At 67.1% G+C, this 15151-nt stretch carries 12 protein-coding genes and 1 pseudogene; 10 read left to right on the top strand and 3 right to left on the bottom strand.

What is annotated here, in order from left to right; all coding sequences use genetic code 11:
• Nucleotides 1-645 (bottom strand): winged helix-turn-helix domain-containing protein (locus ACJQWM_RS12680; protein ID WP_411306871.1); only part of this gene is annotated, 645 nt, incomplete at its 3' end.
• 141 nt (nucleotides 646-786) lie between these two features.
• Between ACJQWM_RS12680 and ACJQWM_RS12675 the strand changes: the two genes are divergently transcribed.
• From ACJQWM_RS12675 to dnaE, 3 genes are all read left to right on the top strand, one after another.
• Nucleotides 787-1428 (top strand): YkvA family protein, encoded by a 642-nt coding sequence (locus tag ACJQWM_RS12675; protein WP_332706380.1) that lies wholly within the window; start codon nucleotides 787-789, stop codon nucleotides 1426-1428.
• Nucleotides 1429-1893: 465 nt separating this feature from the next.
• Nucleotides 1894-2523 (top strand): hypothetical protein, encoded by a 630-nt coding sequence (locus ACJQWM_RS12670; protein WP_332706377.1) that lies wholly within the window; start codon nucleotides 1894-1896, stop codon nucleotides 2521-2523.
• A gap of 467 nt (nucleotides 2524-2990) precedes the next feature.
• Nucleotides 2991-6650, top strand: coding sequence for a DNA polymerase III subunit alpha (gene dnaE, locus ACJQWM_RS12665; protein ID WP_411306870.1), 3660 nt, complete (start codon nucleotides 2991-2993; stop codon nucleotides 6648-6650).
• Between the two features lie 421 nt (nucleotides 6651-7071).
• On the opposite strand, the gene ACJQWM_RS12660 is transcribed toward dnaE, so the two are convergent.
• On the bottom strand, nucleotides 7072-7950 hold the full coding sequence (locus ACJQWM_RS12660; protein WP_332706375.1) for an ATP-grasp fold amidoligase family protein: 879 nt from the start codon (nucleotides 7948-7950) through the stop codon (nucleotides 7072-7074).
• 315 nt (nucleotides 7951-8265) lie between these two features.
• Between ACJQWM_RS12660 and ACJQWM_RS12655 the strand changes: the two are divergent.
• A pseudogene (locus tag ACJQWM_RS12655) lies at nucleotides 8266-8681 on the top strand (IS4 family transposase); the annotation flags it as partial.
• Nucleotides 8682-8942: 261 nt separating this feature from the next.
• Here ACJQWM_RS12655 and ACJQWM_RS12650 read toward each other — a convergent pair.
• A complete protein-coding gene (locus ACJQWM_RS12650) occupies nucleotides 8943-9149 on the bottom strand; it encodes a DUF2795 domain-containing protein (RefSeq protein ID WP_332706372.1) in 207 nt (68 codons plus the stop codon).
• Between the two features lie 439 nt (nucleotides 9150-9588).
• Here ACJQWM_RS12650 and ACJQWM_RS12645 point away from each other — a divergent pair, with 439 nt between their 5' ends.
• From ACJQWM_RS12645 to ACJQWM_RS12620, 6 genes are all read left to right on the top strand, one after another.
• Nucleotides 9589-10797 carry an NRAMP family divalent metal transporter gene (locus ACJQWM_RS12645; RefSeq protein ID WP_332706369.1) on the top strand — a complete coding sequence of 403 codons (1209 nt, stop codon included), beginning with the start codon at nucleotides 9589-9591 and terminating at the stop codon, nucleotides 10795-10797.
• Between the two features lie 190 nt (nucleotides 10798-10987).
• The gene (locus tag ACJQWM_RS12640) at nucleotides 10988-11947 is read left to right on the top strand and encodes an acetyl-CoA carboxylase carboxyltransferase subunit alpha (protein ID WP_332706366.1); all 960 of its coding nucleotides are present in this window, start codon (nucleotides 10988-10990) and stop codon (nucleotides 11945-11947) included.
• 2 nt (nucleotides 11948-11949) lie between these two features.
• Complete coding sequence (locus ACJQWM_RS12635) at nucleotides 11950-12183, top strand: hypothetical protein (RefSeq protein ID WP_330970754.1); 234 nt, start codon at nucleotides 11950-11952, stop codon at nucleotides 12181-12183.
• 62 nt (nucleotides 12184-12245) lie between these two features.
• On the top strand, nucleotides 12246-13640 hold the full coding sequence (gene tilS, locus ACJQWM_RS12630) for a tRNA lysidine(34) synthetase TilS (RefSeq protein ID WP_332706361.1): 1395 nt from the start codon (nucleotides 12246-12248) through the stop codon (nucleotides 13638-13640).
• A 273-nt stretch (nucleotides 13641-13913) separates the two neighbouring features.
• A complete protein-coding gene (locus ACJQWM_RS12625) occupies nucleotides 13914-14183 on the top strand; it encodes an exodeoxyribonuclease VII small subunit (protein WP_411306869.1) in 270 nt (89 codons plus the stop codon).
• Nucleotides 14176-15057, top strand: a complete 882-nt coding sequence (locus ACJQWM_RS12620) for a polyprenyl synthetase family protein (protein ID WP_332706355.1) — start codon at nucleotides 14176-14178, stop codon at nucleotides 15055-15057. The genes ACJQWM_RS12625 and ACJQWM_RS12620 overlap by 8 nt, the downstream gene beginning before the upstream one ends.
• Nucleotides 15058-15151: the final 94 nt, after the last annotated feature.

Here is a 15151-nt window from a genome sequence, read left to right as displayed (position 1 = left end):
CGCGGCCCCCCCCCCCCCGGCCACCCCCCCCCGCCGGCGGGGGGCCCCCGCCCCCCCCCCCGCCGGGGTCCGCGCCGGCGCCGCCGGCACGACCGGCAGGACCGGTTGCCCGACCCGCGCCCCCGCCGGCGAGGCGCGTCGGGCGTCCGCCGGCGGCACCGCTGCCGCGATGGGTCTTGCGCCCGCATCGGTCGAACGCGCCACCGGAGCCGCTGGCGAGGATTCCAACGTCGGGATCGGCGCAGGCAAGCTGGCTTGCGCAGGCGCGGGCACAGGATCGATTACGGGTGCGGGTGCAGGCGCTAGTTCACCGATGAACCGGTAGCCGAGCGCATGCTGGGTCTGGATGTAGCGCGGCTCGTGGGCGTGGTCGTCCAGCGCCCCGCGCAACTGCGCGATTGCGCGGGTCAGCACTCCCGGGGTGACATGCCGGTGCCCCCACACCGCATCGAGCAGATCGTCGCGAAGGACCAGCTCGCCGGGGTGGTGCAGCAGCACCAGCAGTACCGCGAACGCCTTGGGCTCGACCGGGTGCGGCTGGCCGCCGCGGGTGATCGTGTGCGCGGTGGCGTCCACGAGGACGCCGCCGAAGCGGTAACGCTCGGCGGGATGAGCCCCTTCCCCGGTGGCCCCTCGCGGTTCCATCAGAAAAACCTCATGGCGGCCCCATCAACCTGTGTCAAGGGAGACGGAACGCTCGTGGCGACATCATGACTCATGCCGGGTGAAGGCGGGACTCTGGGCGCGACCGAAAAGCGCGGTCCCCCACTATCCCGGAGAGTTGCCATGAACGCCCTGCTAGCCAATGACTACCCGCTGCCGTCGATCCTCGAATCCTCGATGCCGGGCCCGCACCGCCGCCGCCGTATCGACACCTTCTGCCCCGGCGAGAGCGGCATCGTGCTGTTCAACGGTCTGCTCTCGCAGCTGGGCGGGGCGCAGGCGGTCGATTGCGACCAGCTGGCCACCGCCGGCCGCAAACTGCGTGGCCGCACCACCCTTGAAGTGGCAGCCAGCATCCACCAGCGGATGCGGCGCGCCGCCGCGACCGCTCGCATGGTCCGCGACGCCGGCTGGGCCGCGGCCAACGACGCGGCCGATGCCGCCCGCCTGATGCTCGACTACGTCCGGCGCCCGGACGATCTGATTCCGGACCGCCTGCCCGGCATCGGCCGGCTCGACGATGCCATCGTGGTCGACCTGGCCTGGCCGCGCCTGTCGACCGAGGTCCAAAGCTACATGGACTTCCGCCGCCTGCGCCGGATCGAGGCCGCCCTGCGCAACTGCAGCGCGCTGGCGACATTCGGCTTCACCCGCGCCGACTGGCAGGAGGCCCGCCTGGCCGAGGCCGCCTTGTCCGCCCACCAGCGCCAGGTGCGGGAACACTCCTACCTGCCGGCAGCAGCGGCATTGTTCCGGGTGCATTGATCGTGTGCCTTGAGGAGCATCAGCAACCATCAGCCCGTTATCCCCGCGGGAGGCGGGGATGATGCACAGCAACATCCGGCGGATCGTAGGCTGGGCTGACAAGCCCAGCGTTTTGCGCCACCGGAATGGCCCGGACCTCGGAGCGCTGGGCTCGCAGCCCAGCCTACCGAGCCTGCGTTTTTGGCCTTCGGGGAATGCCGGCAAAGGACGCAGCTGAGGCTCCCCTGCAAACAGCCATGACCAGCGGCGGGAGCGTGCTCAGTCAGCCCCGCCGTTCAGCATTTTCAACGCCGCCCGACACCGCTCTTTCCCCACTCCAGGCGTACACTTGCAAGCAGGCAGCACCGTGTCGCAGCCGTTTGAAGCGCCCGCCACGATGCCGAGCCCGAACCACCGCTGGGGCGCCGCGCCACGCCGGCCCGCCTCGCCCCGATCCCCCGCACGGCCGGCACCGCGAGGACTGTCATGCGCGCTTCCGCCCTGACCCCGACCTACGCGCCGCTGCCGTTCGGCACCCACCCCGCTGCCGGATCCGTTAGCGGTACCTCCCTCACCATGAGCCCTGAAGCAGTCGCCCACTTCGACGCGCTGCTGCACGAGATTCACCCCGACGCCCTGCGCGTCGACGCGCCCCGCCTGCAGGCGCTGGCGGGTTGGCTGGCATCGATGTCGCTGGAGGATGCCCGCGCCGTGCTCGACCTGCGCCTCAGGCGAATCGAGCAACTGCGGGCAATGCTGGATGACCCCCAGTGGGATCCCGACGACGCCATGCGCGCGCGCCTGGCCAAGCTGCTCGGCTACATCGATCTCGACGACGACGTCATCCCCGACAGCACGCCGTTGCTCGGGCTGCTCGATGACGTGCTGCTGTTCGAGCTCGCCTGGCCGGCGTTCGAGGCCGAAGCCGAGGAGTATCGCGACTTCTGCCACTACCGGCTCGACGAGCATCCCGACGGGGATGGCGCCCGCCAGCGCGCGGCCTGGCTGCGCGACCGGCTCGCCGAGCTCGCGCTGCTGCAGCACAACGCGCGCGTCAACGACACCCACTACGCCAACGGACGCATCCCCGACACGGTGTTCCGCATCAGCGGCTGAGAATCGCCGCAAGCGGCCGTAGAGCGGAGCTTGCTCCGCTGCATGGTCGCGGCGACAACAGCAGCCGAGCAAGCTCGGCTCTACAGGCCGCACGTTTCCGTAGGAGCGCCCCATGGGCGCGATGCCCGCCGCGACGCAATTCCGGTTCCGATCGCGGGCATGGCCCGCTCCGACAAGAGCGCATCGTGTTTCTGTAGGAGCGCCCCATGGGCGCGAAGCCCGACGCGACGCAACCCCGGCTCCGATCGCGGGCATGCCCCGCCCCACACCCGCCGCCGCAAGCAGCCGTAGAGCGGAGCCTGCTCCGCTGCAAGGTCGCAGCGAAACCCGCACGTCAAGCCTTGTGCCGCCCGGCGGGCCTGCTAACCTGCCCGCGGTAGACAACTCGAAGTAGACAGGCACGCCGCACGCCGCACGCCGCCCGGAAAGGCCCGGCACCCGGCTGGGGACCTCCGCGCAAGGCAGGCATGGCCGCACGTTTCGCACACCTTCACCTGCACAGCGAATATTCGCTCGCCGACTCGACGATCCGCATCGACGAGCTGGTCAAGCGCTGCGTGGCGCTCGACCAGCCGGCGGTCGCGCTGACCGACACCAACAACCTCTTCGCCGCGGTCAAGTTCTACAAGGCCGCCGAGGGCGCCGGCATCAAGCCGATCCTCGGGGCCGACATCGGCATCGCGGACGGCAACGAGGCCGCATCGAAGCTGACCCTGCTGTGCCGCGACCGCGAGGGCTACCTGACCCTGTCGCGGCTGCTCAGCCGCATGTGGATGGAAGGCCACCGCACCGACAGCGTGGCGCTGCGTCCCGAGTGGCTGCGCGAGGACAACGCCGGGCTGTTCGCGCTGGCCGGGGTGCACAGCCTCGCCGGGCAACTCGCGGGCGGGCAGCGCCACGAACTCGCCGAAGCCTGGCTGGCCGACTGGCAGGGCACCTTCGGCGATCGCCTGCACCTGGAGCTGACCCGCAGCGGCCGCGACGGCGAGCAGGCGTTCAACGCGTTCGCGCTGCACGCCTCGGCCAAGCGCGGGCTGCCGGTGATCGCCAGCAATGACGCACGCTTCCTCGACGCCGACGGTTTCGAGGCGCACGAGGCGCGCGTATGCATCGCCTCGGGCCGGGTGCTCGACGATCCCAAGCGGCCCAAGCCCTACACCGCCGAGCAGTACCTGAAGTCATCGCAGCAGATGGCCGAGCTGTTCACCGACGCGCCCGACGCGATCGACAACGCGCTGGCGCTGGCGACGCGCTGCAACGTCGAGATGAAGCTCGGCGAGTACGCGCTGCCGGCCTTCCCGGTGCCCAGCGACCACACCATCGAAAGCTGGCTGCGCAGCGAGTCGCGCCGTGGCCTGGACGTGCGCCTGGAGAAGGCGCCGCTGGCGCCGGGCAAGACCCGCGCCGACTACGACGCGCGCCTGGACACCGAGCTCGACGTCATCATCCAGATGGGGTTCCCCGGCTACTTCCTGATCGTTGCGGACTTCATCAACTGGGGCAAGGCGCAGGGCATCCCGGTCGGCCCCGGGCGCGGTTCCGGCGCGGGTTCGCTGGTCGCCTGGGCGCTGGGCATCACCGACCTGGACCCGCTGCCCTACGATCTGCTGTTCGAGCGCTTCCTCAACCCCGAACGCGTGTCGATGCCCGACTTCGACATCGACTTCTGCATGGACCGCCGCGACGAGGTGATCGACTACGTCGCGCGCAAGTACGGCCGCGACCGGGTCAGCCAGATCATCACCTACGGGACGATGGCGGCAAAAGCGGTGGTGCGCGACTGCGGCCGCGTGCTCGGCCACCCGTACGGCTTCGTCGACGGCCTCGCCAAGCTGATCCCGCTGACCCTGGGCGTGACCCTCGACGACGCGTTAGGCGAATCCGAGGCCGCACGCAAGAACTCCACGCTCGCATCCAGCGAGCTGATCGAGCGCTACCGCAGCGAAGACGACGTGCGCGACCTGCTCGACCTGGCGCGCAGCCTGGAGGACTTGACCCGCAACGCCGGCAAGCACGCCGGCGGCGTCGTCATCGCGCCAAGCCCCCTGAGCGACTTCTGCCCGCTGTTCGCCGAGCACGACGGCGAAGGCCGCGGCAAGAGTCCGGTGACCCAGTTCGACAAGGACGACGTCGAAGCGGTCGGCCTGGTCAAGTTCGACTTCCTCGGCCTGCGCACCCTGACGATCATCGATTGGGCGGTGAAGGCGATCAACAAGCGGGGACCGGGGACCCGGGACCAGGGACCCGGAACAGCAGAAACGTCGCCGCCTTTGACTTCCCGGGTCCCCGGTCCCGGGTCCCCGGTCCCGGCTCCACCACTCGACATAACCACCCTCCCCCTGGACGACAAAGCCACCTACGACCTCTTCGCCCGCGGCGAAGGCGTCGCCGTGTTCCAGTTCGAATCACGCGGCATGCGCGAGTTGCTCAAGCGCGCCAAGCCCGACACCTTCGAGGACATCATCGCGCTGGCCGCCCTGTTCCGCCCCGGCCCGCTGAACTCGGGCATGGACAAGGACTGGGTCGACCGCAAGCACGGCCGCGCCGAGGTCAGCTACCCGCATCCGGCGCTGGAGACGGTGCTTAAGCCGACCTACGGCGTGATCGTGTACCAGGAACAGGTGATGCAGATCGCCCAGGAGCTGGCGGGCTACTCGCTCGGCGGCGCCGACCTGCTGCGCCGCGCGATGGGCAAGAAGAAAGCCGAGGAGATGGCCAAGGAGCGCGTCAAGTTCGAAGCCGGCGCCGCCGCCCGCGACGTCAACCCGCGCGTCGCCTCGCAGATCTTCGACCTGATGGAGAAGTTCGCCGAGTACGGCTTCAACAAGTCGCACTCGGCCGCCTACGCGCTGGTCGCCTACCAGACCGCCTGGCTCAAGGTGCACTACCCGGCCGAGTTCATGGCCGCGGTGCTGTCGAGCGACATGGACAACACCGACAAGGTCACCAGCTTCCTCGACGAGTGCCGGGTTATGGGACTCACGGTGCTGCCGCCGGACGTCGATGCGTCGGGCTACATGTTCGAGGCGATCGATGCGCCGGCAGCGGCGCCGGATGCCCTGAAGACCGACTCCGCCGTGCAGGCCGACGGCCCCGCCGCCGCCCACACCATCCGCTATGGTCTGGGCGCAGTGAAGGGCGTCGGCCACGGCGCCTGCGAAGCGATTGTCGCGGCGCGGCGCGCGGGCCCGTTCGCCGATCTGCTCGACTTCTGCAAGCGCGTCGACAGCGGCAAGCTCAACCGCCGCGCACTGGAAGCCCTGACCCAGGCCGGCGCGCTCGACAAGCTCGGGAAAAACCGCGCCAGCCTGATGCTGCAGCTGCCCGAAGTGGTCAAGGCCACCGAGCAACTCGCCCGAGAACGTGAGGCCGGCCAAGTGTCACTGTTCGGCGGCGGCGCGGCCGCCACGCCGGAACTGCAACTCGACCTGCCCGAAACCGACGAATACCCGCTGACCCAACTGCTCAACGGCGAGCGCGACACCCTCGGCCACTACCTCAGCGGCCACCCGTTCGACCCCTACCGCGAAGAACTGCACACCCTGACCGGCCACAACCTCGGCGACCTCGAGAAAATCTGGGAATCGCGCCCCGAGTCCGCCCGCAGCGGCTGGCGCCCCGAACTCGACACGGTCGTCGCCGGCCAAGTCGTCGCGATCCGCAAGAAAGGCGACGCCCAGATGTTCGTGCAGATCGAAGACGGCCGCGGCCGCCTCGAATGCGCCTTCTTCTCAGAGACCTACAGCGAGTTCTCCCAACTCCTCACCCGCGACCGCCTGCTGGTGATCCAGGGCGGCCTGCGCGAAGACGCCTTCAGCGGGGGCTTTGCGCTGAAAGCCCAGCGCTGCTGGGGCTACGACCAGATCTGCGCGGAGCACGCCCGGCGCCTGTCGCTGCGGCTGGACCTTCGGGTGCCCGGCACCTGGGGTCGCGTCGACGAACTGCTAGCCAGGCACCGCCCCGGCGCGACCCCGCTGCGACTGGATTTGCTGCGGTCCGGCGCGGCGGGCATGCTTGACCTCAACGGCAGCCAAGGGGTACGTGTCGATGCGGAGTTGGCGGGAAAGCTGCGCGCGGTTCCGGGGGTGAAGGCAGTGAAACTGGCGCTGGGGCGGCCTTGGGGTTGATATGCGGCGCAAGAGCGGTGATAAATGCTTCATAGCCCACTTTTTTGGATGGCGGTTTCAAGGTCGAGGTGCCCTGCAGCGTATTGAACGTACGTTCCTCCCGCGAGTGCCCCAATAAGACTAGACGGTCCCAACGGTGTTATCCAAATAGTCACTACTCCAGTTGCCGTCCATATCTGTGAGCCGCGAGATGAAAGACGTACTGCGGTTCGAAGTCTCTGACCAGATCAACAGTCGCCGACCTATTCAATAGATCCAGCGACACATGGTGCGATACCAGAGCGCTGTTTCGTGGCAAGCATCTGTCAACTTAATCCGTTTCACAGCCGAGCTCAGCCAGGCGCTGCACAAGCGTTGCTCCCGATAAAACCACTCCCGCCGCTAACCAGGGCCCGCGGCTTTTCGATTAGAAAGGATGTGGTCATGAGGCCTGCTCGCACTCACCGCTTGGGGAGCCAAAGATAATTCGCGATGCCAGCTCCTCTGCATCGGGCGAGCTGAATCTTTGTCGCACTGAAGCGTGGCAATTAGTGATCTCGCCCACCAAGCAACTGACACCGTTTGAATATATGTCGACTCGAACAAAATCAAATCCCGAACTGAGCTTCCTAGCTACTACGAGCATCTCTTCCAGGTTAGCAGGCCTAGGCGTTCCTCGCGGCGCTTGCGGATAGTGCAAAGAGAAATTTTGCTCATTCCACTCCGCGTCAAAGAAAGCACGCATATAACCACTGTACTTACCAATATCCAATGTTATCAGCCTAGGCTCTCCACCGTAGCAGAAGAACCGATAGTCCGTTATATCTACGCCATTGAATATCAGGGGTTCAACGATGACTTTTCGCTGTAGCTTCTCGTAATTCGCCTCTCTCGACACTCTGTAATAGTCGTAGTCGAACCAAGAAGCGATTTCGTCCAGGTCTAAGCTCTCGCCGTGCTGACGAAAGAGCACCTTTCCGCTAGCGTGCGTTGGCTTTATGCAGCAGAACTCCGGAAAACTGTACTCATAAACCTCGCGCGGGGATCTAAGAACAGCAACCGTAGGAACCGCATAATTTGCACCTACTTCTGCCGTTACGTAGATCTTTAGATACTCCTTGTCAGACACAAATGTCCGAAGCGGATCTGATAACTTCTCGACCTTTATTCGATAGAGCTCATCAGAAAAAGACAGCTTCTTCGATGGCAACCTGCGGTGCGTCGCGACGAATTTCAACAGCGCCAGAACGCGATCGCCAGAGCGCCCTCGTGGGACCGCACGGGTTGCGAGGCGCTTTATAGTCTTACTAAACTCAATCATCACTACTCCATCGCAGGTGCAGGTACGGGATCCATATCTATGCGTAACAAGCCTACACAAGAAACACGCAAAGCAAGGCACGGCAAGGCCAGGCAAGGCAAGCCACGAGTACAGAAAGGCCGCTCGTAAGCGCCATAGAAAGCCGAAACAGGCGGAAACAGGGGTCACGGAATCAGGAGTCCGAAACAGGGGTCAGAGTCTGAGGTTTCCCCACCTTTTGCATAGCACGATCAGCAACTTGCGCTGATCGAAGGTTGCAAAAGTGCGCGCATGGCGCAGTCTTCGAGGTGACTAAACCGATGAGGACCGCAAGCCATGCGCGCAACGACAGTATTGCAAAGATGCCTGGTTCCGGCACTGACGCCGATGCACGCGCTGCGTAGCGCGACGCTGCTGTTGGCAGTGGAATCGTTGTTGGCCGGACGCCGGCTGGTGCTGATCGCGACTTGGCACGCAGTTGGCTGGGCGCCGAGCGCATCCGGGCACCGTTGAAGCGCTTGGATCGCCTGCTGGGAAACCCCCACCTGCATGCCGAACGTGAGCGTATTTATGGCGGCATGGTGCGCTGGCTGGTGCGCAGCGCCGAGCCGGTAATCGTGGTGGATTGGTGCCGGCTGAAGACGGATGGCCGATGGCATCTGCTGCGGGCGGCGGTGCCCGTGGGTGGACGCACCCTGACGTTGCTGGGGTGGGTTTTGCCGGAACGGCAACTGACCTGCCCACGCGTGGAGGAACCGAAAACGGGGTCAGAAAACGGGGTGAAAACGGGGTCAGGTTCAATTAGTTGCCGATCGGTAAATCCGTAGCAAGGGGAACACAGCGCAGCTTGGGCGATCTGTCGAAAGATATGTTTCAGAGACACTTACGCCACCAACGCGCGGAAAAGGTCAAAATCTGCCTAACAGGCGGCCGGGGGTCTCAAGGACCTCCGGCAGCTTTCTGAATTACCTTGAGTTGTCGGCAAGCGGAATTCGCCCGCATCGGCCGTCTGGTCAGTGCGTCTGGCCGTACGCCTTCATCACATCCTGCGGTCCGCCGTATTCCTGATCTTCGAAGCTGTCGATCGTTCTTATCACCTCGTCGGGCGCGCCGTTCTGTTGCGCCTGCTTGAGCAGGGCCTGTTTGTCGCTCGGATAGTCGACGCCCTTGAGATACGTCTGGATGTTGGCCGGTGATTCGCCGCCTACGCCTCGGGTCATGGCTGTGTCTCCTTTGCTGCAACGGGTGGGTTGCGGGCACGTTCGATGAGTGCCGCGAGGGAAAGGTCGCAAAGGCCGTGCCACGGACCGGCCGCGGAAGGCAGGCAGCGCACGCGTGGTGGCTACGGGGGACGCGGGACCCTGAAAAAGCTGCCGGTAGGCGCAACAACTGCGTGCTGGTTCGACAGTGGGAGGGGCTTAACAGCTGACACCGATGCTGGGAGGCGGGTTGAAACCCGCCCTACTACAGGGAACCTCTACCAGTCTCGCCGCTCACGTAGGCGAGGGGTCCAGTGCGTTGTAAGTGATTGAAAGAAAAGTCGCTGGGTTCCCGCCTTCGCGGAATGACGAGCAAAAGCGGGGTTGTTCAAGGTTCCCCTACAATCGGGTGGCGGGTGCGTCGATCGCATGCGTTCAATGGGGAGGTTGCGATACCAGCATGGCAGGCACGTTAGAACCGCTTGGCGACAAGCGCCGCGGCGCGCTGCTCGGGGCCATGTTCCTGATGGCGACGAGCGCCGTCGGACCGGGCTTCATCGTCCAGACCACCAGCTTCACCGTGCAGCTGGGCGCGGCCTTAGCGTTCGCGATCCTGGTCTCCATCCTGGTGGACATCGCGATCCAGCTGAACGTGTGGCGGGTGATCGGGGTCAGCGGGCGGCGCGCGCAGGAGCTCGGCAACGCGGTGTTCCCGGGCATCGGATGGTTGCTTGCGGTGCTGATCTTCTTCGGCGGCATGGTGTTCAACATCGGCAATGTGGCCGGCAGCGGGCTCGGTGCCAACGCGATGTTCGGCGCCGATCCGAAGCTCGGCGGCATCGTCTCGGCGCTCGTCGCCATCGCGGTCTTCCTGATCAGGCGGGCAGGCGCCGCGCTGGACCGGATCGTGGTGGTGCTGGGCGCGGTCATGATCGTGCTGACCGGCTACGTGGCCATCGTTTCGCAACCGCCAGTCGGGCTGGCCATCCGCAACGCGGTCATCCCCGAGCAGGTCGATTTCCTGATCATCACCACGCTGATCGGCGGCACCATCGGTGGTTACATCACCTATGCCGGCGCGCACCGCATGCTGGACTCCGGCGTTACCGGACCGAAGCGCGTCGGGGAGATTTCCAGGAGCTCCGTGCTGGGCATCCTGGTCACCGGCGTGATCCGGGTGCTGCTGTTCCTGGCGATCTTCGGCGTGGTCGCCGGCGGTGCGGTGCTGGCCGAGGAGAACCAGGCCGCGGACGCTTTCCGGATCGCCGCCGGTGAACTGGGCCTGCGCGTGTTCGGCATCATCCTGTGGGCCGCCTCGATCACCTCGGTGATCGGCGCGGCCTACACCTCGATCTCGTTCGTGACCAGCAGCGCGACCTCCGAGCGCCGGCGAAACCTCTACACCTGCGGGTTCATCGCGGTCTCCGCGTGCGTGTTCCTGCTGCTCGGCCAGGCGCCGACCACGCTGCTGATCATGGCCGGCGGCATCAACGGGCTGATCCTGCCGATCGGTTTCGCGATCATCCTGTGGGTGGCATGGCGCCGCCGCGACCTGCTCGGCGGCTACGTGTACCCGACGTGGCTGCTCGTGCTGGGTGTCCTGGCCTGGCTGCTGACCCTGTTTCTGGGCTATCAGTCGCTCGGCGGCCTGGGTCGGCTGTGGGGATGAGCGGGGTTTGGTGTGGTGGTCCACTCAAGCCTCGGCATCCACGCATTGTTCTGCGAACATGCGAAGGGGGTCTTATTCGGCCGGGTCCCAGTCTGGCACCACAGGCCCACCCGCCCCGGTACGGCATGGGCCGGTCGGCTAGACTGTGCGCCGTCACCGGAAGCACTGCTGCTCAAGAGCCTGCCCACGCATGAACCCGAATTACCTCGACTTCGAACAGCCCATCGCCGACCTGGAAGCCAAGATCCAGGAACTCCGCCACGCCAGCCACGGCTCGGCGGTCGATGCCGATGCCGAGGTCCACGCGCTGCAGAACAAGCTGCGCCAGCGCACCGCCCAGATTTTTCGCGACCTCAGCCCGTGGCAGGTCTCGCAGCTCGCCCGGCATCCGGCGCGGCCGTACACCAACGACTACATCCGCACGATCTGCGACGAGTTCCAGGAGCTCGCTGGCGACCGCGCCTATGGTGACGACGCCGCGATCATTGGCGGTCTGGGCCGCATCGACGGGCGCAGCGTGGTGATCATCGGCCACCAGAAGGGCCGCGACACCAAGAGCAAGATCAAGCGCAACTTCGGCATGCCGCGGCCGGAGGGCTACCGCAAGGCGCTGCGGCTGATGAAGCTGGCCGAGCGTTTCGGCCTGCCGCTGCTGACCTTCATCGATACCCCCGGCGCCTATCCGGGCATCGGCGCCGAGGAGCGCGGGCAATCGGAAGCGATCGCGCGCAACCTGCTGGAAATGGCCGAACTGAAGATTCCGGTGATCTGCACCGTGATCGGCGAAGGCGGCTCCGGAGGCGCGCTGGCGATCGGCGTCGGCGACCGCACGCTGATGCTGGAATACAGCACCTATTCGGTGATCTCGCCGGAGGGCTGCGCCTCGATCCTGTGGAAATCCGCGGACAAGGCCAAGGACGCGGCCGAGCAACTGGGCCTGACCGCCAAGCGCCTGCACGGGCTGGGCCTGATCGACAAGGTCGTGCGCGAGCCGATCGGCGGCGCGCACCGCAATCCCAAGCAGACCGCCACGCGGTTGAAGGCCGTACTCCTCAACGAGCTCGACGCGCTGCAGGCGTTGCCGCTGCCGGAACTGCTGGAGCGTCGCTACCAGCGCCTGCGCGGCTACGGCGCGTACGAGGCGCTCTGAGCATGGGCAGCAGGATGTATGCGATCGGCTGGGCCGTGGTCGGCGCCGCGTTCGTGATCGGCGCGGTCGCGCTCAACGAGGTCAACCTGATCTTCGCGCTGATGTCGCTGAGCCTGAGCGCCGCGTGCTTCGCGCTGGCCGGCGCCTGCCTGCTCAGGCCCAAGGCCGCACCCGACCAGACCGAAGCGGCCGAGCGCGAGCGCCTGCCGCGCCATCGGCGCAACTGGCGCCCGTAGCGGCGCTGCGGCGCCCAATCGGACGACGCGAGCCCAGCGCGTCGGCGTGGCACCATCACCGAATGCCGCCAGACCCCATCGACGCCATCGCAGCCGCACTGAGCGCCCTGCCGCAGCAAGCGCTTTGCGTGGGGTTCAGCGGCGGCATCGATTCGAGCGTATTGCTGCATGCCTTGGCGACCATGCCTGCGGCGCGCGCGCAGGGCTTGCGCGCCTGGCATGTGCATCACGGCCTGCATGCGCATGCCGACGACTGGGCCGAGCATTGCCGCGCGATCTGCGAAGGCCTCGAAGTGCCGCTGCGGATCTCGCACGTTTCGGTGAGCCGCGCTGGAGAAGGCCTAGAGGCCGCGGCGCGCAAGGCCCGGCGCGATGCATTTGCACGCGATCTGGGCGGGGACGAAGTGCTCACCCTCGCCCACCATCTCGATGACCAGGCCGAGACCTTCCTGCTACGTGCGTTGCGCGCGTCCGGGCCGGACGGGCTGGCGGCCATGCAGCCGTGGCGACGCTTTGCCCGCGGGTGGCTGTGGCGGCCGCTGCTGGGGATCCCGCGCGATGCGCTGCTCGCCTATGCGCAGCGGCACGGCCTGCACTGGATCGACGACCCCGGCAATGCCGATACCGGTTTCGACCGCAACTTCCTGCGCCACCGCGTGATGCCGTTGCTGCGCGAGCGCTGGCCACAGGCCGGTGCCGCATGGGCTCGCAGTGCGGCCCTGTGCGGCGAGGGTGCCGACCTGCTCGCGGCCGAGGATGCGGCGGCGCTGGCCAGCGCGCGCGGGGACGATCCGCGGGTGCTCGGTGTCGACGTGCTGTCCGGCCTGCCGGCGGCACGACGCGCAAGGGTGCTGCGTCGCTGGATCGAGGAGCTCGGGCTACCGCCCTTGCCCGCGGCAGGCAGCGCCCGCATCGAGTCCGACCTGCTCGTTGCCCGAGCCGATGCCGACGCCGCATTCGCCTGGAGCGGCGCGGTGATCCGGCGCTGGCGCGGGCTGCTGCATGCGGACCTGGTGCGAGGACCGCTGCCGGCGGAGTTCGAGGTGGCGTGGGATGGGCGGGAGCCGCTGCGCTTGCCGACCGGGGATGTCCTCTGGCTGGAGAAAAACACTGTAGGGGCGGCTTCAGCCGCGAATAAACCGGCGGCTGCGTCGCATCTGGCTTTCGCGGCTGAAGCCGCTCCTACGAACAACCGCAGCCTTGCTTTCGACCCGCCGCTGCGCGTGCATGAGCGGCGAGGTGGCGAGCGCATCCAGCTGGCTGGCCGCACCCATTCGCACGCGCTAAAGAAGCTGCTGCAGGAGCGTGAGGTGCCGCCTTGGCAGCGCGAGCGGCTGCCGCTGCTGTCCTCGGCCGATGGCGAGCTGCTGGCGGCCGGGGACGTGGTCTGCTCGGGGGCCTTCGACGACTGGCTACGGGCACACGACGCGCGCCTGCTCTGGACGCAGCCCCTGTAGGAGCGGCTTCAGCCGCGAACCGCAATCGTCCGTTGATGCCAAGTCCCGACCGCCACGAACCCCGCCACGGCGCCTGCATTCCGCGCGAACGGCTCCAAGAGCTCGCGGCTGAAGCCGCTCCTGCAAGAACGAATCGCTCTGACCTCTGTAGGAGCGCCCCATGGGCGCGATGCTTTTCAGGCAGGCGACGCAGTGAATGGATTGCACGGTCGCGCCTATGAGGCGCTCCTACAGGGGCACGACCTGTGCAGCTGCATGGCTTAAACTCTCCAGATGCCTCGCAAACCTGCCACCGAAACCACCCCCGTTGCCGATTTCGAGCAGTCCCTGGACGCGCTCGAGCAGCTGGTCGAGAAGATGGAGCATGGCGAGATGAGTCTGGAGGACTCGCTCGCCGCCTACGAGCGCGGCGTCGGGCTGTATCGCCGTTGCCAGACCGCGCTGGAACAGGCCGAACTGCGCGTACGGCTGCTCAGCGACCCGCAGGACCCGGCCGGCGCAGAGCCCTTCCTGCCGCCCGGCTCGCCTGCGTCCGATGCCTGATACGCGCCTGGCCGGCTGGCGCGCGCGCGCCGACGCCGCGCTGGCACATGCCCTGCCCGACCCGGCGAGCGCGCCGACCCGCCTGCACGCGGCGATGCAACATGCGGTGCTGGGCGGTGGCAAGCGCATGCGGCCGCTGCTGGTCTACGCCGCCGGTGCATTGTTCGAGGCCGACGAGGACATCCTCGATGCACCGGCGGTCGCGGTCGAGCTGATCCACGCCTATTCGTTGGTGCACGACGACCTGCCGGCGATGGACGATGACCCCCTGCGCCGCGGCCGGCCGACCGTGCACGTCGCCTATGACGAGGCCACCGCGATCCTCGCCGGCGACGCGCTGCAGTCGCTCGCATTCTCGGCGCTGGCTCGCAGCCAGGCCGCGCCGGCCATCGCCGTCGAACTGATCGACACGCTTGCCGGCGCCGCCGGCGCGGCGGGCATGTGCGGTGGCCAGGCGCTGGACATCGAGGCGACCGGCACGCCCGCCGCGCTGACCGTCGCCGAGCTCGAGCGCCTGCACGCACTGAAGACCGGCGCGCTGATCCGGGCCGCGGTGCGCATGGGTGCGCTGTGCGGCGGCGCGACGACAGCGCAGCTCGCGCAGTTGGACCGCTACGCCGATGCGCTGGGGCTGGCATTCCAGGTCCGCGACGACATCCTGGATGTCGAAGGCGACAGCGCCACGCTGGGCAAGACAGCCGGCAAGGACGCGGCGCAGGACAAGGCGACCTTCCCGGGACTGCTGGGAATGCAGGCGTCGCGCGAGCGGTTGGAAGCACTAAGCAGCGCTATGGCCGAGGCGTTGGCGCCGTTCGACGAGCGCGGCGATGCGTTGGCGGCGTTGGGGCGGATGGCGGCGGAGCGGGATCGATAGGACGCGATGGCGGGTTGAAAACCCGTCCTGCGTTTCTGGCGTAGAGCCGAGCTTGCTCGGCTGCATTTCCCCGCGCCGACCCGGCGCAGCCGAG

It is taken from the genome of Novilysobacter longmucuonensis, assembly GCF_046600735.1.
Taxonomy (GTDB): Bacteria; Pseudomonadota; Gammaproteobacteria; order Xanthomonadales; family Xanthomonadaceae; genus Novilysobacter_A; species Novilysobacter_A longmucuonensis.
The sequence above is the reverse complement of the archived record's forward strand: the minus strand, read 5'-3'. Positions and strand labels throughout refer to the sequence as shown.

Bases quoted from the DNA above. Each gene is read 5' to 3' on its own strand.
- ACJQWM_RS12660 (WP_332706375.1), bottom strand. From the start codon at position 7,950: ATGATTGAGTTTAGTAAGACTATAAAGCGCCTCGCAACCCGTGCGGTC.
- dnaE (WP_411306870.1), top strand. From the start codon at position 2,991: ATGGCCGCACGTTTCGCACACCTTCACCTGCACAGCGAATATTCGCTC.
- ACJQWM_RS12635 (WP_330970754.1), top strand. From the start codon at position 11,950: ATGGGCAGCAGGATGTATGCGATCGGCTGGGCCGTGGTCGGCGCCGCG.
- ACJQWM_RS12645 (WP_332706369.1), top strand. From the start codon at position 9,589: ATGGCAGGCACGTTAGAACCGCTTGGCGACAAGCGCCGCGGCGCGCTG.
- ACJQWM_RS12650 (WP_332706372.1), bottom strand. From the start codon at position 9,149: ATGACCCGAGGCGTAGGCGGCGAATCACCGGCCAACATCCAGACGTAT.
- ACJQWM_RS12675 (WP_332706380.1), top strand. From the start codon at position 787: ATGAACGCCCTGCTAGCCAATGACTACCCGCTGCCGTCGATCCTCGAA.
- ACJQWM_RS12640 (WP_332706366.1), top strand. From the start codon at position 10,988: ATGAACCCGAATTACCTCGACTTCGAACAGCCCATCGCCGACCTGGAA.
- ACJQWM_RS12670 (WP_332706377.1), top strand. From the start codon at position 1,894: ATGCGCGCTTCCGCCCTGACCCCGACCTACGCGCCGCTGCCGTTCGGC.
- ACJQWM_RS12625 (WP_411306869.1), top strand. From the start codon at position 13,914: ATGCCTCGCAAACCTGCCACCGAAACCACCCCCGTTGCCGATTTCGAG.
- tilS (WP_332706361.1), top strand. From the start codon at position 12,246: ATGCCGCCAGACCCCATCGACGCCATCGCAGCCGCACTGAGCGCCCTG.
- ACJQWM_RS12620 (WP_332706355.1), top strand. From the start codon at position 14,176: ATGCCTGATACGCGCCTGGCCGGCTGGCGCGCGCGCGCCGACGCCGCG.